This window comes from Thalassovita gelatinovora (assembly GCF_001458355.1).
GTDB lineage: Bacteria > Pseudomonadota > Alphaproteobacteria > Rhodobacterales > Rhodobacteraceae > Thalassobius > Thalassobius gelatinovorus.
Window position 1 is genome coordinate 126403 of sequence record NZ_CYSA01000016.1, and the last position, 18760, is coordinate 145162.

Below are 18760 nucleotides of genomic sequence, written 5' to 3' on the forward strand. Positions count from 1 at the left end.
CCCGAAACCTACTCAGACAAACCGCCTCCTTCACCAAGCCGTTCGCGACAAGTTTGATGTCAAAAAAAATTCACATATCGCACCTATAGACAAACAACAATTTGACTGCCTTAGTAGGCTCAGATTTACAGCTAAAATCAGGAATTTGACATGAAACTCGGACTCATCGCTACATCCGCGCTGATCGCAGCCCTTTCAACAACTGCCGTTTCCGCAGAAACGCTCCGTCTTTTGACATGGGGCGGTTATGCACCAGAAGACGTGATTGCAATCTTTGAGAAAGAAACGGGCCACACCGTTGAAGTCACGACCTCGAACAACGAAGAAATGATCGCAAAGCTGCGCGCCACCAATGGGGGCGGTTTTGATCTGGCACAGCCAAGCCAAGACCGGATCACCAGCGCGCAAGAAGAGTTCGGCATTTACAAGCCGATCGACATGTCCCGCGTAGACGCGGCCCAGTTCATTCCTTCGATGCTGGCTGCGACGGCCACCAACACAACCTTTGAAGGCGAAGTATTCGGCTTGCCGCATGTTTGGGGCACCAGCGGCTTGATTGTGAACACGGCCAAGGCGGCGCAGGTCACCGACTATGTTGATCTGTGTGACGACTCTGTTGCAGGCAATGTGTCTTATCGCCTCAAACGCCCGACGCTGATCGGCTTTGCCTTCTCGATGGGCCTTGATCCGTTTGCGGCCTATTCGGATGTGGATGCTTACCAAGGCGTGCTGGATCAGGTCGAAGCCAAGCTGACGGAATGTAAGCCAAACGTAAAAACTTACTGGGATGGCGGCGACGAAATCCAGAACCTGCTGCGCTCGGGTGAAGTGGTTGCGGCGATGGCATGGGACACAGGCGGCTGGCAGTTGAACGCTGACAACCCGGATATCACTTTCGTTGCACCAAAAGCGGGCGCATTGGGCTGGATTGACACGTTCGTTCTGCCATCCCGTGGCCGCGCGGATGATGCAGCCTACGACTGGATCAACTTTGTGATGCGTCCGGAAATCGCCTCCATGATTACCAACACCGCAGGAAACTTCACGGCGGCTGTTGGCGGAGATGCAGAGGTAAGCGCCGATCTTAAAGCGCGCTATCAGGGCAGCTTCGATCAAGCCGCAATTGATAACATCAAGTGGTACCCACCGGTTCCTGCGGGCCTTGAAACGTTGGAAGGTGCGACTCTGGACCGTATCAACGCAGCCAAGTAAGCTAGGTTGAATGAATGATGAAAGAAGGGCGCATTCACCGCGCCCTTCTTTACGACTGAACAAGGCCGAAAACCATGCCCTTCACCGCCGATCTTGTCTGCCGTGACCTGACCAAAGAATTTAAGGGGTTTCGTGCAGTTGACCATGTGAGCTTCGACGTTCCACAAGGATCGTTCTTTTCCATTCTCGGTCCTTCGGGTTGTGGCAAAACCACATTGTTGCGGATGATCGCGGGTTTCCAGTTTCCCACCAGTGGGGATCTGTTGATCAAAGGGAAATCAATGATTGATGTCGGGCCCAACAAGCGCCCCGTCTCTATGGTCTTCCAACATCTTGCGCTGTTCCCGATGATGGACATTGGCAAAAATATCGGCTTTGGCCTTCGTCAACGCGGCGTACCGGCAGCCGAGATCAAGCAACGGGTCGGACGGGTGCTGGAACGCGTCGGCCTACCGGGGATTGAAAACCGTCAGGTCAGCCAACTCTCAGGCGGGCAAAAGCAGCGGGTCGCGATTGCGCGTTGTATGGTGTTGGAACCTGATGTTTTGCTGCTGGATGAACCGCTCGGCGCGCTGGATCTCAAGCTGCGCGAACATATGAAAATCGAACTGAAAGCCTTGCAGGCAGAATTCAACACCACCTTTGTCTACATCACGCACGACCAATCAGAAGCTCTTGTGATGAGCGACAATATCGCCGTGATGAACAAAGGTAAATTTGACCAGATCGGCACCGCGAAAGAACTCTATTATGAACCCGCCAACGCTTTTGTCGCTGGATTTGTCGGCGATGCGAACCGGTTTGAAGGCAAGGTAACAGCGATAAATGACCGATTGGTCACAATCGTGACAGATGGCGGTATCACCCGTCAGGCCCAAGCCGCGGCAGAGTTGCCGATCGTGGGCCAACGCGCTCTGGCCTTCGTGCGTCCCGAAGCGATCCAGTTGTCAAAGACCGCATACGATTCTGCAACCCACCCGAACGCAAGCGCGCAAATTGTGGATAGCGTATTGTTCAACGGTGCGAATTCCGTCGTCCTCCTGCGCGATCCGCAATCAGGGGAAACGCTGCACGCGGGCTTGCCGCAGACGGGGGATTTCCTGGGACTGGGCAAGGGCGAAACCATCCATACCAACTGGCACGCCACGCAGGCGCGCTGCTTTGTGGCGGAGGGGCATTAAATGGTCACTGACCGCTCCAAGCTCGGGTTTTACCTGCTGATATCGCCGCTGTTGTTGTGGTTGGTGACTCTGATTATCCTGCCTCACATCGGCCTATTCGCTGTTTCGATGAGCGAAAAGGTGGGCGTGCGTGAATATGAGACGGGATTTGGCAACTACGCCGTGTTCTTTAACGAACCGCTGTACTGGCGCACCTTTGCACGCACGGCCCTCATGTCCATTTCCACAACGGTTTTAACGCTGCTGTTAGGGTTTCCAATTGCCTATTACATCGCCAAACTGACCCGTGGCCGAACCAAGACAACGCTGTTCCTCATGTGCTTGATCCCGTTCTGGGTCTCCGAACTTGTGCGCACATTCGGCTGGATGATCCTGTTGCGCGAAACGGGGATTTTGTCGAATTTCCTGCAATACATCGGAATTCTGGCAGAGCCGGTCGAGTTTTTGTATAACGACGCGGCCATCATGGTGGGCCTTGTCTATACGTCGATACTCTTCATGATTGTGCCACTCGTCACCACCTTGGACAGTCTGGACGACAGCCTGATCGAAGCGGGATATGATCTAGGTGGGTCGGGGTTTTCCATTCTGCGCGAGATCGTCATCCCTCATGCGATGCCCGGGATTGTTTCGGGGTGTATTGTGGTGTTCATGCTGTCACTTGGCAACTACCTGACGCCGATCTTGTTGGGTGGCAAAGACAGCCTGTGGTTTACCGGCCTGATCTATACCCAATTCATCACCCGCTTTAACTGGGAGCTTGGCTCGGCTTTCGGCTTCCTGCTTTTGGGCCTTTCCTCGGCGGTGGTTTTCCTTGGCCTCAAGCTATCGCGCCAATCGCTTTCAAACACGATGGGGCGTTAGCATGATCCCCACAGTCCCCCAATCATCCGCGATGAAATGGTCCTATCGGGCCTATGTTACGCTGTTTTTCATTTACCTCGCCTTGCCGCTGACGGTGGTCTGCGCCTTTGCATTTAACGACAGCCTGTTCCCTTCCCTCCCATGGGAAGGTTTCACATGGGCGTGGTTCTTTGGGAACGAGGCGCCCTTTATCGGGGTGTTTCACGAACGCTCCATCCTGCGCGCCATCGGCACATCCGCATTCGTTGCCTTCTGGGTATCCAGCCTGTCTGTGACCGTTGGCATCTGCAACGCCTTCTTGTTCGTGCGCCATGATTTCCGCGGCAAGGGTTTCCTCTATATCTTGATGCTATTGCCGCTGATCATCCCCGGGGTGATCCTCGGCATCTCGATCCTGGTATTCGCAAGCGCAGTCGCCAATACCCTAGAGGACGCCACGGGCCTGTGGTTTGATGGTTTGCGGCCCGGCCTGATCCTTGTGATCCTGGGGCAATTCTCCTTCATCACGACCTTTGCAACATTGGTCATTTCCGCGCGATTGCAGAAATTCGACCTCAGCCTCGAAGAAGCCGCGCTGAATCTTGGTGCAAGTAAATGGGGTGCGATCCGGCAGGTGACCTTGCCCTTCCTGCTGCCTGCTATTGTGGGGGCTGGCGTTGTTTCGATGCTGATGAGCTTTGAAAATTTCAATACAACCCTCATGCTGGTGGGCTCTGACGCGCCGCTGACGATTGCGATGTTCGATAAGCTTAAACTCGGCTCGACACCGGTACTGAATGCTGTGTCCCTATTGTTAATTGTCGGGTCGGCAGCCCTCGGGATACTCTCCCTGATTTTTCAGCGTGTGAAAGAATAGTTACCGCACGGACGATGCGGGCCCCCAAATGTCGGGGTAATCCCCCCATTTTCAAGGGGGTCCAGCCGCAGAATTCACGCGGCTATTTTCAATTTCATGTAGAGCTTCCAGGCGACGATGTAGCGGAAGTGTTCTGACACAATTGATACAATACCCGAAACCGCTTTGAAAAATTAGACTGACATCTATAACAAAACACCGCTTTACTGCACAGATCAAAGAAATGTCAGAGACATGCGGAACAGACGTTGGGTAAAGCGATATGAATATGACCCCCGACATGCAGACGCCATGCCCAATAATCCGTGAGGCGATGGATGCACTTGCCGAGGGCGTAGTTCTCTTTGATAAGGCACGTAACCTTGTGTTTGCAAATCATAGCTACGCTGAGATGCTAGGCTATCACAGCAACCAGCTAATGCCCGGCACACCTATGCAGGACATCATCAGCTCTGCGGTGGAAAATGGTCACATCAGGATCTTGCACGGTGCGCAGAAGGGTATTTCGACTTTTCTCGCTACTCTCGACACACTCGATAGCGCCAAAATCGAAATCCAAGTTTCGGACGGCACACAAAGAGAAATTACACTGACACGCCTGAGCGACGGCGGCATTGTTGGTAGCGTCAAGGATGTGACAAAGCAACAGACCACCGAAGCGCAGGCCCGCGACTTGCTGAACAAAGCCATCGACGCGGTCGACGTCGGGATTGCCCTCATTGATGATGATGAAACACTGGTTTTTGCCAATAGGAAGTTCACTGAAATCGCCGACCCAGCCGGGCAAATTCTGAGGCAAGGCATGCCCATCCGTGACACGTTTGAAAAGGCCGTCGCGTCTGACCTATTCCTTCTGCCTGACGGGATCTCTCCTACCGACATGCTGGAAGCTCTCGATACTCTGTTGCGCACAGCGGCCAAGGGTTTTTCTTTGACGAAGGTGAATGGTCGGGAAATTGTCGGGAAATTTTACGAGACAGTTCTGCAAGGCAGGTTGCTCACCTTGGAGGATGTCACAGACCAGCTGCGCGCAGAGCAACTATTTACCGACACGGTTGCCCGCCTGCCCGTTGGTGTCGCGATTGAGCAGGCCTCGGGTCAGCTGTCCCATTGCAACGATGCCTTTTCCGAACCTTTCGGGTATAGGGCCGACGACCTGCTGAAGCTCACTGATGCGCAACGCTTCAAGACCCTCGCACCAATGATCGCATCGATCTCGGGCGAGGATGTTGGTCGTCGTGGTGCCGAATTTTTTGCCGCGGCCATTCGCAGTCAACGCGAAACGCTCGCCCCCATGGAGATCTGTTTTAGAAACGGACGACACTACCTCGTCGAACGGGCTGTAACCGAGGGTGATGGCCGTGTCGTGGTCGTTACCGATACAACCGCTCTGAAGGAAGCCGAAGAAAGAAGCCTGCGAACTTTAAATGACACCATCCAATCACTCGAAGAAGGCCTCGCTGTCTTTGACAAGGACTCGAGATTTCTGCTCGGTAACAGGCAATGGCGGAAGCTGTTTTTTGATGACATCGCCCTTCCGCGCGAAGGTGAATTGCTGTCAGACCTTTGGGCAAGACTTATTGGCGCAGGGGTATTCTCATTACCCGAAAACATCACTGCGAACGCCTATCTGGAAACCTTGAACCATTTTTCCAGAGCGCATCAGATGAAAGAAACACTCCTCTTGCGCAACGGTAGAACGATTGTGGCATCCGTGCATGGCACAGAGCAAGAAGGCTATCTGCTCTCTTTTATGGATGTAACTGAACAGCGGCGCGCCGAATCCGAACAACGCGAAGCAGACCTGCTTCTGCGCAAGATCGTCGATGCCTGTCCGGCAAATTTTCTCGTCTCCCGCGTTGATGACGGAAAAATCATCTATTGCCCACCTCCGTCCCGTGAACGCTTCGGAAAAATTGAAAGCGCACTGAGTTTTTTTCTCACCCCGGACGACCGTCAAAACTATCTCGATGCACTGCTTCCGACAGGCTCGCTCGACGATTACCGTGTGCAGTTCCAACGCGCGGACGGCTCGATTATGCAGGGTCTGACGGCCGCGCGGGTCACTGAGTACAAGGGCGAACAGGTGATTGTCTCTTCAACGCGGGACATCTCGGATCTTTTGGCAATGCAGGAGGAATTGCAGCAACAGCGCGATGCGGCACATCAGACAGAAAAACTGTCGGCCTTGGGCGAGCTCCTGGCCGGGGTCGCGCATGAACTCAACAACCCGCTGTCCATTATCGTGGGCTACGCCCAGATGCTGTCGGGCCGGCTAGAGGACGAGGTTCTTGCAAAACGCGTTGACCGGATTGGCGAAGCGGCAGACCGCAGTGCTCGGATCGTCCGGGCCTTCCTTGCAATGGCGCGCCAGCGCCCGACGACTGTCGAGCCCTGTTCGCTTAATGACATAGCGCTGACGGCGCTTGATGTGGCAGGCTACGGCCTCCGAGCCATGGGCACGAACATCGAAATGCAACTCGACGACGAGTTGCCAGAGATATCCGGCGATCCGGACCTACTGGTACAAGTGTTCTCCAATCTCATCATAAATGCCGAACACGCACTAGCGCCACTTGGACAGTCGGGCTTACTGCTCATCCGCTCATTTTTCGACACTGAAAACAACCAGTCGGTGGTGGAAATCAGGGACAACGGACCCGGTATTCCCGAAGCAATACATGCGCGCGTTTTCGAGCCTTTTTTCACCACTAAGGATGTTGGCAAAGGGACCGGAATTGGACTGGCCTTCAGTCATAGGATCATCGTTGCACACGGTGGGCAGCTAGACCTTGAATCAAAGGAAGGCAAACAAACAAGCTTCTTCGTGCGCTTGGGCGTTCACGAGGAAAGAGACGTCATCGTGACAAGGGAACAAACAGAGGCGCCTGCTGCCACATCCTCGCGTGTGCTCGTCGTCGATGACGACGAAAGCGTAGGAGAATTGATTTGCGATATTCTTGAAGAATTGCACTGTGAGCCGGTTCTGGTTGCTGATGCGGCAACTGCGCTGGACCTTCTTGGCCATGAAACCTTTGATGTTGTTTTGAGCGATTTCAAGCTGCCGGGTATGAATGGTGCAGATTTCTACAAAGCAATCCAGCAGACCCTGCCACACTATGCCAACCGGGTTGGCATCGTCACAGGCGATACGCTTGACGAGGATGTCTTCCGTTTTCTCTCTGAAGTGCAAAGGCCGTACATCGAGAAGCCAATTCTGCGACAAGATCTATCCGACCTTCTGAAACGCCTCTCGGAATCGGGAAACGGGACATGACTGTGACTGTTGAATCAAAGAAGATCATGATCTGTGACGACGAACCTCACCTGCGGGAAATGCTTTCGGAATATCTCGGCGAAAGGGGATACCGCGTGGTCGAGGTGGAAAATGCCGACGCCATGCTCGCGACACTCGACCAGGCGGCTCCTGACGTCATCGTTCTTGATATAAATATGCCGGGGACCGACGGGCTGACAGCTTTGCGCACGATGCGTGTCACTTCGAAAGTCCCTGTCATCATGCTCTCGGCGGCGGGAGAAGTGATTGACCGGATCATCGGCCTCGAAATGGGCGCCGATGACTACGTCGCAAAACCTGTGGACCTGCGCGAACTGGAGGCACGTATCAAGTCGGCCTTGCGTCGAAAGGCGTACTCTGGAGAACCAGAGGTGCAGAAAGACCGGATGACCGGGGCGATCCCTTTTGGTGTCTGTCGGCTGGACCTCGACGGTGCGAAACTCTTTGGGGAAAACGGCGAAGAGATCGCCATTACTGCAATGGAATTCAGCTTGCTGCGGGTATTCGCGCAAAATCGCGGACGCGTGCTGAACCGTGACCAATTGTTGGAACAGGCCCATGATCGCGGATGGGAGCATTTCGACCGTTCAATCGATCTGCGCATTTCGCGGTTGCGCCGCAAGATCGAAATGAACCCCACCAAGCCGGAGACAATCCGCACGGTCCGCGGTCTGGGTTATATTTTCGACTGAACTGGTTTCACTCTGCACGACAAAGGAAGCGCGCCGGCTCTCTGGTCCGGCGCGCTTCCACACATCTGTCAGTTGAGGTGATCGCCAGACCACCTCGTTCTTTCTCAGATTATAAACAGGTCACTCTCGGCGAGATCGAGGTGACCGAGCAACGTGAGGGATAGATCCGCGTCAAGCCCACTGTCGTCACGCAAATAGACATTTGTGACCGCGCCATAGATATCGCTCTGGGTCTGTTCAAAATACGCTTCGGCAGCCTCAACGTTGGAAAATCCATCCTCTCCACGCCATTCAGTATGACCGAAACCTTGGAAGACCATCAGATCGCCACCACCCGCTCCAAAATCCGCGATGATGTCCGATGGTGCCGAATTGCCACCACTGTCACCAATATCAAAGTAGAAAACGTCAAAACCGCTGCCGCCCATTAGATAATCGCCGATCTCTCCCGCGGTATTTGTACCACCGTAGATGATGTCATTCCCGGCACCGCCGTGAATGTAGTCGTTCCCTTCATTGCCATAGAGGGAATCGTCGCCATCACCGCCAAGCATGTCATCGTCTCCCGTGCCGCCCTCCATGTTGTCGTTGCCAGTACCACCGTCCATCCTATCATTGCCTTGGTCACCCGACATAATGTCATTGCCGGTACCACCGTCCATTCTATCATTGCCTTGGTCACCCGACATCATGTCATTGCTTGAGCCGCCGTTGATACGGTCGTCACCTTGATCTCCGACCAAGACGTCGGCACCGGCACCGCCTTCCAGATGGTCGTTGCCCAACCCGCCTTGTAGCAAATCGTTTCCAACACCGCCGAACAACTGGTCTTCGCCATCGCCGCCAAGGATCGTGTCGCGCCCCTCGTCACCCCACATCAGGTCATTGCCATCGCCCCCCTCAATAAGGTCGTCTCCTTCACCACCACGGACCACATCGCGTCCCTCACCGCCTTTAACACGGTCATTTCCGTCTCCTGCTTTGATCATGTCATTGCCGAGACCGCCAAGCAGCACGTCGTTTCCGGTGCCACCGTCAATGGTATCGTTGCCGACATCGCCGGAGATGACATCATTGCCAGCCCCGCCGTAAAGCGCGTCATTTCCGCGCCCGGCAAGGATCAGGTCATTCCCTGCACCGCCGTAGGCTGTGTCGTTACCGTTGTAGAGATATATCTCGTCATCCCCGCCAAGCCCCAACGCCTTGTCGACGCCGTTTGTGCCCTGAAACGCGTCATCCCCATTCCAATCAACCCAGATATTGCCAGGTGTGATTTGCAGACCATTCGCGAAATATGGCATTAAAAAGTCAGGTACGGTGATATTGGCGTCGAAGCGCGCAAAAAAGTTGGCGTTGACTGAAACTGAAGGTGTTGCAACGTCGCCGCCGCGCACGAACCCCGGATCATCACCGCGACCGTCCGCTTCCTCGCTGTCACCTGACGGGATGTCTACGCGGATATCGGTCAACTCACTTTCAGGCTGACTGATAAGAACGCTGTCGGTCTCTTCCAACGTCAGTTGCGTGTCGCTCTCTCTCGATGCTTCCTTCTTTTCGTTCCAGGCTGATTTTCTTGAAAATGGCTTTAACAGTTTGAACGGCATTCTTCCGATCCTCTCACAAATTTTCCCACGCCGCACCACGGGTCTACTTTCGCACGGCCGTTGAGCTGGGTGTGGGACATCTATGGAGGAGCCGTGTTTCTCCAGAACTTCACAAGCAGCGAATTTTGTAACTGTTGTGTCTGTCCGTTCGTAAAAACGCGACGGTTTGAAAAAAATGATACACAACGGCAAAAAAACCATCGATGGCTGTCTGCGCGCCGTCAGGGATGATCGTGCGGCGGACCACAACCAAAGATAGATTCTGACGTGAGCCCCAAGTTCCCTCCAGCTTTGCGCGGATCACATCATATAATTCGTCCAATCGGTCGCGATTCATCCGGTCCCGCTCCTCGGCATCAGCAAAATCATCTGTTCCAAACCTCTTTCCTCATGCCGCGCATGCGGCATCGAAACCAACGAAACGCCGCCTTGGGGTCTCGAAAGGTTGAGGCCAACAATTGTTTTCCCTCGAAAACCAATTAAATCCGCGCTAATGACCTCGGCTAATGTCCGCATCGCAAGGAGAATGACATGCACAATGCCAAGCCCCTGCCCAGCTATCTGGTTCAGCGCTATCAAGGTTGGAAAGCCACCACCTACGCCGAAAACAAAACCTGGTATCGCCGTCTGGCGGAAGAAGGGCAAAGGCCGCGCGCGATGGTGATTTCCTGCTGCGATTCACGGGTACACGTGACGTCGATCTTCGGGGCCGATCAGGGCGAGTTTTTCATCCACCGCAACATTGCCAACCTGGTGCCGCCCTATGAACCCGATGGCGATCACCACGGCACTTCGGCGGCGGTGGAATACGCGGTGACCGCGCTCAAGGTCGCCCATATCGTGGTGATGGGGCATTCCGGCTGCGGGGGCGTCGAAGGCTGCCATGACATGTGTTCCGGCAAAGCCCCCGAACTGGAAGAAAAGTCGTCTTTCGTGGGCCGCTGGATGGACATCCTGCGCCCCGGTTATGAAAAAGTAAAAGACATCGCCGACGAATCCGAACGCAAACGCGCGCTGGAAAAACAGGCGGTGCTGACCTCGCTCGAAAACCTGATGAGCTTCCCCTTTGTCGCCTCCGCGGTCGAAACCGGGGATCTGTCGGTACACGGGGTCTGGAACGATATCGGCGACGGCAGTCTGGAACATTACCTGCCTACCGAAGACGGCTTCAAAGTGGTCTGAACCTGCCTGCTCAGCGCAGCAGCATATCCTTGGGCCATTGCATCTTGTGGCTCAACTCGATCCGGCGGCTGTCGCCCGGCGCGATGTCGAATTCCCATGCCAGGACCCCGGTCTTGCCATCGACATCCTTTTCGCTGGGCGTCGGTCGCGCTTGCCATGTGATCGTCAGATCCTCCTGTTCCGAATAGGGCACCCGGTCGACGATCCGCATCGGCCAACCCCGCCCGGTCAGGTTTTCCACCGCGATCCGCACCGTTTCGGTTTCTTCATTCGATTGACTCAGAATCCCGGCATCGCCTTCGTTGCGGGTCACCACCCGGTTGACCCTGACCCCTTCGATTGCGCCGAAAGGCAACGTCGCCTCGGCCCCCGCCGCGATCTTGTCGGTTGCCGTCGCGCCGACAAATTCCCCTTCCAAATACAGCTGCGTCACCCCAGTCGGCAGCAACAATTCGCCCGACCCGTTGACAAATTCCGCCACCAGATAAGCGGTTTCATCCCATTGCGGCGCGGCAACAGCCCGGATCGCGGCATCGAAATGCACATCGCCCAACGCGATCCGCACCCCATCCGCATCCGAAGCCACCGTCACCGGCTTGGGGTATCCATAATTATAGATCAGCCCGTGCAACGACACCGCGCGGGCCTCTTCCATCATCACCATAGGTTCGACCATTGGCGCACCGGCCAAGCTGTCGGCAGCCATCTTGGCGGCCGCACGATAAGGCTCGCCAATCCGGCGCAGCCAGGGTGTGACCTCGCCCGGCTGGAACCGTCCGCTCGGCGCACTGGTCGACAGGGTCAGCGCCACATCATCCCAGTTTTCGCCGGTCTGCTGCCACACCATCGCACCGCGCTGCAAATCGACACCGGGTGTATCGCCCAAGGTCAGATAGGCATCATTGACCGCTTCCCAACTGGCCTCGGCCGAATAATAGCTCAGCACCAGCTTGCCTGTTTGGGCCGCCCCGGCGCTGACCGACACCTCGACCAGATTGGTCGGCCCACCGCCGGTCTGTACCGCCTGCAACGCTTGCAACGCCTGCTCCAGATCCTGTTTCAATTCCGCGATGTCGCGGTCGATCCCGCGCGCCTCGGCTTCGGCTGCGATCACCGCGCGGCGGGCGGCAAGGGTTTCTTCTCCGACCATCCGCGCCACGTCGCGCAACGTGTCGGGCGCGGCCCCTTCCAACGCCTTGCCCTCGCCCAATTGCCGCAAAAACCCGATCCGCGTTTCGGCGGCTTCGCGTGCCAACCGCAGCCCTGCTGCGTCATCCTGCCGGCTGCGCAGCGCCTCCTCGCGCCGCTCGACCTCGGCACGGGCGGCCTTGATCGCCGCGCTGTCGCTGTCCCCGCGCGGCGGCACGAAACTGTCGCGCAGGCTGACCGATCCCATCCGCGCTCCTTCGACCTTGGCCCGCACCATGTCCAGCATCGCGGTGTGCGGCAGGTCCAGAACCCGCAACGTATGATCGCCCTCGGGCATGGAAAAATCCGCCACCCGGGTGATCTTGGCCCCTTGCGGATACACCGTGACATCGACAATCCGGCTGTCGACCCGGATCACATCGGCCAAGCCAAGACTTGGAAGAAAACAAAGGACAGCAACAAGAGGACGCATGAAATCGCTCCGTTCAAATGATCGTTTGCGCAACCCTTCCCCGTCGGCCCCGAAAAAACAAGAGGGCGCCCGAAAGGCGCCCTCTCAGATCTCGGTTTTGGGCGGATATCAGCCCTTTTTCAGAACCTCACGACCCAGCAATTCGGCGATCTGCACCGCGTTCAGCGCCGCGCCTTTTCGCAGGTTGTCGCTGACGCACCAGAAATTCAGACCGTTGTCGATAGTGCTGTCCTGCCGCAACCGGCTGATGAAAGTGGCGTAATCACCAACGCATTCCACCGGGGTGACGTAACCGCCGTCTTCGCGCTTATCGATCACCATGATGCCGGGGCTTTCGCGCAGGATATCGCGGGCTTCATCTTCGTCCAGGAAATCCTCGAATTCGACATTGATCGATTCAGAATGGCCGACGAAAACCGGCACCCGGACACAGGTTGCCGTGACCTTGATCGACGTGTCGATGATCTTCTTGGTTTCGGCTACCATCTTCCATTCTTCCTTGGTCGATCCATCGTCCAGGAAAACATCAATATGCGGGATCACGTTGAAAGCGATCTGCTTGGGGTATACCGACGGCTCGACTTCCTGACCCGGCACATACATGCCTTTGGTCTGGTTCCACAGCTCGTCAATCGCTTCCTTGCCCGACCCGGACACCGACTGATAAGTCGACACCACCACGCGCTTGATCTTGGCGCGGTCATGCAGTGGTTTCAGCGCCACCACCATCTGCGCGGTCGAACAGTTCGGGTTGGCGATGATGTTCTTTTTGCCATAGCCATGCACCGCCTGCGGGTTCACTTCAGGCACGATCAGCGGCACATCGGGATCATAGCGATACAGCGACGAATTATCGATCACCACGCAACCGGCAGCGGCCGCTTTGGGCGCGTATTTCTTGGTCGCCTCCGACCCCACCGCGAACAAAGCCATGTCCCATCCGGTGAAATCGAATGTGTCCAGATCCTTGGTCTTAAGGGTCTTGTCGCCAAAGCTAACTTCTGTGCCAAGAGATTTGCGGCTTGCCAGCGCGACAATCTCATCGACGGGGAACTGGCGCTCGTCCAGGATGTTCAGCATTTCGCGGCCCACATTGCCCGTGGCACCGACTACAGCGACTTTATAGCCCATTTGGGACGTCTCCTTTCGTTAAGACGCCCCGGCACATACAGCACCGCCCCAAGGGATTAAAGGGGATTCGCGTCAATCGGTGCGGTCTTGACTCAGAAGATAGGGCAGCAACCCCAGCACCAGACAGACCGCAAATAACAGAAACAAGGCGCGATAGGGATCACTCGGCGACACAGCGTCAACCGACAGCGCCGAATGCAGCTTACCGGTGGCCACCTGAAACAGCCCGACACCACCAATGCCAAACAGATTCATCAAGGTAACCCCGCGCCCAACCAGATGCGGCGGAAAGAAACTGCGCCCATGCGCCATGAGGACCGGGAAACTGGCCCCGAAAAATCCAACCGCCGCAAACAGCAGCGCGGCCGTCCAATAGCTTTCCAACGGCAGCAGATAAAGCATGAACAGCACCACCGCCGCCATCGCGTTGCCGATCGCAATCACCCATTTTCGGGTACCCAACAGCCGGTCCAGCGGACCATAGGCGAACGTGCCCAGAATCATCGCCGCCCCCATCACCAAAGTGACCTTGCCGATCGCGGTGGCATCAAGTCCAAAGACCTGATCCATATACGGACCGACCCACACCCCGCGCAGCCCGCCCGCCGGGGCGTATTGCACGAACATCAACGGAAAGATTAGCCACATCGCCGGGATTTTCAGCAGGTCCAGAACCGATCCTTTTTGATCATGCGCCACCCGCTCGGGGTCTTTCACCACCACCAGAAGCCCCAGCGCCACCACCGCGCTCAAGGCGCCCAGGCCCAGCATCGTTGCGCGCCATCCCAGCGCCTCGGCCGCCATCGCCATCGGCAATGACCCGGCCAGATTGCCCAGACTGCCTGTGCCCAGCAGCACCGCCGCCAGCGTGGCAAACACCGCCGGGCTGTAGATCCGCGCAAAGATGTAATAGCTCGCCATCAGGACCGGCGAACAGCCCAGCCCGATCAACGCCATCGCCAACGCGATGTGAACCGGTTGCGTCGCCATCCCGAACATAACCGCCCCGCCCGCGCCACCGATCAGCAGCAAAACACCCGCTGTCCGCCGTGGCCCGATCCGGTCCAACGCCTCGCCCACCGGGATCTGCATCGCGGCAAAGGCCAGGAACCACAGTCCGGAAGCAAAGGCCAGATCCTCGGGACCGGCCCCGATATCAGCCTGCAACGCTGGCGTCAGCACCGCCAGAAACGACCGGTAGAACTGACTCAACACATACGCCACGCACAGCAGCACCAAACCCGACTTCATGGAAACCCCTCCTCCAAGGTCGCCCAGACTTGACCGAATCCCAAGCAAAGAGCAACCCGCCGAATTGAGACAGACCATTGAAACCAATGGGAACCTTGACACCTGCCGCCCGGCTGCCTTTCGCGCCGCGCGCCAGACGGGTCAGCAAATCCGGCTACTTGCCATCCCGCAACCGCCCGACCACGCCGGTCGGAAAGAAATAGACGCTCAGGATGAACAGGAGACCCAGCCAAAGCAGCCATCGGTCCGCGCTCAGCAAATCCGGCAGGATCGGCACGCCCTCGACCGCGCTGGATGCCGCGCCCATCAGCCCTTGCAGGTAATTCTGCGCCACCACGAACAGGGTCGCCCCGATCACCGCGCCATACATCGTCCCCATGCCCCCGATCACCACCATCAACAGGATATCGACCATGATCTCGAAGCTCAGCGCGGTATCAGGCCCGACATAGCGCAGCCAGATCGCATAAAGCGCCCCGGCCAGGGCCGCCACCGCCGCAGAAATGCAGGTCGCCGCCGTGCGATAGCTGATCACGCGATACCCCACCGCCTCGGCCCGGAAATCGTTTTCCCGGATCGCCTGCAACACGCGGCCAAACGGCGAATTCACGATCCGCAGCAACAGCAGGAACAGCACCAGCGCCCCGGTGAACACCACGTAATAGGCCAACAACCGGCCATTGGTCTTGACCCCTAAAATCTCGCCGCCAAAGGTCTCCTTGCCGAACCGGAACGCCGGGGTCAATTCGCGCGGGATCTTGTAGGTCAGCCCGTCTTCACCTCCGGTCAGCCCCGATAGCTGACTGACCAGTACCGCCACCGCCGACGCCACCGCCAGCGTGATCATGGCAAAGAATATCGCCCGCACCCGCAGGCTGAACAGCCCGATCAGGAACGCGATCAGCGCCGCCAGAATCGCCCCGCCCGAAGCCCCCACGATCAAAGCTCCAAAGCCGCGCTCCATATGGGTACAGGCCAAGGCAACACCATAGGCGCCCATGCCGAAAAACATCGTATGGGCAAAGCTGACGATGCCGCCATAGCCCAGGATCAGGTCATATGACGCCACCAGCAGGATAAAGACACAGATCCGCGCCGCGGTATCGACAGACCGCACACCGGGAAACAGGAACGGCGCAAAGGCCAGGCAAAACAGGATCGCCATCAGGATCACCGTCAACACCCGACTACGCGGCGCATCGCCGGAAAGAAGTTTCATCAGCATCTCATTTCGCCTTCACAACCGGTATCATGCCTTGCGGCCGCCACATCAGGATCGCCACCATCAGGCCGATATTGGAAATCAGCGCCGCCTTGGGTTCCAGAAACGCAACATAGTTCTGCAACAACCCGACCAGCAGCGCGCCGATGAAACAGCCCTCGACGCTGCCCAGCCCGCCAATGATCACCACGATGAAAATCAGGATCATCATCTGCTGGCCCATATGGGCGGTGATCACTTCCTGATACAGCCCCCACATCACCCCGCCCAGACCGGCCAGCGCCGACCCGGCCACGAAGACGCCGATGAAAACCAACCGCAGCCTGTATCCCAGCGCCTCGACCATTTCGCCGTTTTCCACCCCGGCGCGCACGATCAGCCCGATCTTGGTCCGCCGCAGCACGAAACGCATGGTCAGGAACAACGCCAACCCGACCGCCACCGCGACCAGCCGGTATTTTTCCAGCGCCGCGCCGGCAAAGGTCACCGCGCCCTTCAACGCCTCCGGCCGCAAGATATATATCTCTTCGGGCCCCCACAGCACGATGATCAGCTGCTCAACCACGATCAGCCCGCCCATGGTGACAAGGATCTGCTTGAGATGGGCCCCGTAAACCGGTTTCACGATCACCCGCTCGAACGCCCAGCCCAGCGCCCCGGTGGCCAACGCCGCCGCGATGATCGCCAGCAGCATCGCCAGCAGGTTCAAAAACAGGCTCGGTGCGGCGGTCATCCCGGCCAGCATCAGCAACACGCTGACCCCGACAAAGGCGCCAACCGAAATGAACACGCCATGGCCGAAATTGATCACGTCCATCAAGCCGAACACCAAAGTCATCCCCGACGCCATGATGAAAATCATCATCCCCATCGCCAACCCGCTTACCGTCAGCGTCAGCCAGCTCGACCCTGATGGGATCAATATCAGCCCGGTCAGCATCACCAGCGGCACCAGCAGCATCGGCAACCACGGCGCGATCCGCTCGGCCAGATTCGCCCGCGCCATCGTCGGCGCATGTTCGGGGGCCGCGCTCATGACCTTGCCCTTTTCATTGTTCCCAAAATACTCCCGCCCGAGGCGTCCCGCCCCGACCACATGCGCGAAACCGTCATTGATGCGCCTCCATGCTCAGCCCCATCAGCCGTTCCTGCAATTCCGCGCTGGCGGCCAGTTCCGCCATTGCGCCGCTCCAACTGACCCGGCCGTCATCCATCACCACGCAACTGTCACCCAGCGCCTTGGCGACACTGAAATTCTGCTCCACCAGCAGGATCGACGCGCCCTGTTGCTTCAACTCGCGCAAAGCGCGCGCCATGGTGGAAATGATCGCCGGGGCCAACCCCTTGGTCGGTTCGTCGATCAGGTATAGCTGGCGTTCCTCTACCATCGCGCGGGCGATCGACAACATCTGTTTCTGGCCGCCCGACAGGTTGCCGGCATGGCTTTTCCAGAACGTCTTCAACGGCGGAAACGCGGCAAAGATCCAATCCAGCCGACCCGCATCGATCGGCCCGGACACCGCCGCCAGAACCATGTTTTCCTCGACCGTCAGATCGCTGAAAATGCCCATGTTTTCAGGCACGAACCCGACGCCCATCCGGGCGATGGCCGGGGTCGGCAACGCAGCGATATCGCGCCCGTCGAACATCACCTTGCCCGCTTTGGCGCGCCAATGGCCCATGATGGTGCGCAAGGTGGTTGTCTTGCCCACCCCGTTGCGGCCCAGCAGCATCGTCACCTCGCCGCGCGGCACCTGCAAATCGACACCCTGCAAAATGTGATACTGGGCGATATCGGTATAGACGCCTTGCAGCGTCAGGATCGGATCAGACATTGTCCAGCTCCTTGCCCATATAGGCTTCCTGCACCACGTCGCTGGCCATCACCTCGGCCGGATCGCCATCGGCGGCCAGCGCCCCGTTATGCAAAACGATGATCCGGTCGGCCAGGGTGCGGATCACGTCCATCTTGTGTTCCACCAACAAGATGGTGCGGTCTTTTTCCGCCTTCAGCTCGGCAATCAGGTCCAGCACCACCGGTGCTTCATCCACGCTCATTCCGGCCGTGGGTTCGTCGAACATGTAAACCAGCGGCTCCAGCGCGATCAGCATCGCCACTTCCAGCTTGCGCTGATTGCCGTGGCTCAGCACCGAAACCGGTTCTTCGCACAGATCGTACAGCTTCACCTTGTCCAGAACCGCAACCGCGCGGTCGGTGATCTCGGCATGGCTGTCGGCCATCGAAAACAGGTTAAACCCCATCTTCGCCTTGGCCTGGATCACCAGCCGGACATTTTCCAGCACGCTGAGATTGGGAAACAGGTTGGTCAACTGGAACGCCCGCCCGATCCCCATGTCGCAGCGCTGCGACACCGACATCCGGGTGATATCGCGCCCGTTCAGATCGACCCGGCCTTCGCTGGATGGAATCTGGCCCGAAATCAGGTTGAAATAGGTGGTCTTACCGGCCCCGTTGGGCCCCACAATCGCGGTCAGTTCGCCGGTCTTGAACCCGCAACTGACGTGATCGACCGCAACATGACCGCCGAACCGGACAGTCAAGTCATGGGTTTGCAGAATAACCCTGCTCATAGTCTGATATCCTGTGGGATAAGATTTCCGCAGGGCAGCCCAAGGGCCACCCCG

General features: G+C 57.3%; 16 protein-coding genes. 7 read left to right on the forward strand and 9 right to left on the reverse strand.

All coding sequences use genetic code 11. From position 1 onward, the window contains the following. Positions 1–150: 150 nt before the first annotated feature. From TG4357_RS08980 to TG4357_RS09005, 6 genes are all read left to right on the forward strand, one after another. On the forward strand, positions 151–1212 hold the full coding sequence (locus TG4357_RS08980; protein WP_058262544.1) for an extracellular solute-binding protein: 1062 nt from the start codon (positions 151–153) through the stop codon (positions 1210–1212). A 74-nt stretch (positions 1213–1286) separates the two neighbouring features. Then, positions 1287–2393 (forward strand): ABC transporter ATP-binding protein, encoded by a 1107-nt coding sequence (locus tag TG4357_RS08985; protein WP_058262545.1) that lies wholly within the window; start codon positions 1287–1289, stop codon positions 2391–2393. Further along, positions 2394–3257 (forward strand): ABC transporter permease, encoded by an 864-nt coding sequence (locus tag TG4357_RS08990; protein WP_058262546.1) that lies wholly within the window; start codon positions 2394–2396, stop codon positions 3255–3257. Between the two features lies 1 nt (position 3258). Continuing rightward, the gene (locus TG4357_RS08995) at positions 3259–4113 is read left to right on the forward strand and encodes an ABC transporter permease (RefSeq protein WP_058262547.1); all 855 of its coding nucleotides are present in this window, start codon (positions 3259–3261) and stop codon (positions 4111–4113) included. A 262-nt stretch (positions 4114–4375) separates the two neighbouring features. After that, entirely contained in the window at positions 4376–7390 is a 3015-nt protein-coding gene (locus TG4357_RS09000; RefSeq protein WP_058262548.1) for a PAS-domain containing protein, read from the forward strand. Continuing rightward, positions 7387–8103 carry a response regulator gene (locus TG4357_RS09005; protein WP_058262549.1) on the forward strand — a complete coding sequence of 239 codons (717 nt, stop codon included), beginning with the start codon at positions 7387–7389 and terminating at the stop codon, positions 8101–8103. The genes TG4357_RS09000 and TG4357_RS09005 overlap by 4 nt, the downstream gene beginning before the upstream one ends. Before the next feature lie 104 nt (positions 8104–8207). On the opposite strand, the gene TG4357_RS09010 is transcribed toward TG4357_RS09005, so the two are convergent. Together TG4357_RS09010 and TG4357_RS09015 are read right to left on the reverse strand one after the other, a co-directional pair. Next, positions 8208–9707, reverse strand: a complete 1500-nt coding sequence (locus TG4357_RS09010) for a calcium-binding protein (RefSeq protein ID WP_074647025.1) — start codon at positions 9705–9707, stop codon at positions 8208–8210. Positions 9708–9816: 109 nt separating this feature from the next. Further along, positions 9817–10044, reverse strand: a complete 228-nt coding sequence (locus TG4357_RS09015) for a hypothetical protein (protein ID WP_058262551.1) — start codon at positions 10042–10044, stop codon at positions 9817–9819. Positions 10045–10238: 194 nt separating this feature from the next. Between TG4357_RS09015 and TG4357_RS09020 the strand changes: the two genes are divergently transcribed. Beyond that, a complete protein-coding gene (locus TG4357_RS09020; RefSeq protein ID WP_058262552.1) occupies positions 10239–10889 on the forward strand; it encodes a carbonic anhydrase in 651 nt (216 codons plus the stop codon). 10 nt (positions 10890–10899) lie between these two features. Here the strand turns inward: TG4357_RS09020 and TG4357_RS09025 are convergent, their stop codons facing one another. The 7 genes from TG4357_RS09025 to TG4357_RS09055 all read right to left on the reverse strand — a co-directional run bounded on the left by TG4357_RS09025 (position 10900) and on the right by TG4357_RS09055 (position 18706). Continuing rightward, positions 10900–12510 (reverse strand): DUF4139 domain-containing protein, encoded by a 1611-nt coding sequence (locus TG4357_RS09025; RefSeq protein WP_074647027.1) that lies wholly within the window; start codon positions 12508–12510, stop codon positions 10900–10902. A gap of 108 nt (positions 12511–12618) precedes the next feature. Beyond that, on the reverse strand, positions 12619–13641 hold the full coding sequence (locus TG4357_RS09030) for an aspartate-semialdehyde dehydrogenase (RefSeq protein ID WP_058262554.1): 1023 nt from the start codon (positions 13639–13641) through the stop codon (positions 12619–12621). A 72-nt stretch (positions 13642–13713) separates the two neighbouring features. Further along, positions 13714–14892 carry an MFS transporter gene (locus tag TG4357_RS09035; protein WP_058262555.1) on the reverse strand — a complete coding sequence of 393 codons (1179 nt, stop codon included), beginning with the start codon at positions 14890–14892 and terminating at the stop codon, positions 13714–13716. A gap of 154 nt (positions 14893–15046) precedes the next feature. Further along, complete coding sequence (locus tag TG4357_RS09040) at positions 15047–16117, reverse strand: branched-chain amino acid ABC transporter permease (protein ID WP_058262556.1); 1071 nt, start codon at positions 16115–16117, stop codon at positions 15047–15049. 1 nt (position 16118) lies between these two features. Then, a complete protein-coding gene (locus TG4357_RS09045) occupies positions 16119–17150 on the reverse strand; it encodes a branched-chain amino acid ABC transporter permease (protein ID WP_058262557.1) in 1032 nt (343 codons plus the stop codon). A gap of 73 nt (positions 17151–17223) precedes the next feature. Beyond that, the gene (locus TG4357_RS09050; RefSeq protein ID WP_058262558.1) at positions 17224–17949 is read right to left on the reverse strand and encodes an ABC transporter ATP-binding protein; all 726 of its coding nucleotides are present in this window, start codon (positions 17947–17949) and stop codon (positions 17224–17226) included. After that, positions 17942–18706, reverse strand: coding sequence for an ABC transporter ATP-binding protein (locus TG4357_RS09055; RefSeq protein ID WP_058262559.1), 765 nt, complete (start codon positions 18704–18706; stop codon positions 17942–17944). The genes TG4357_RS09050 and TG4357_RS09055 overlap by 8 nt, the downstream gene beginning before the upstream one ends. Between the last annotated feature and the right edge of the window lie 54 nt (positions 18707–18760).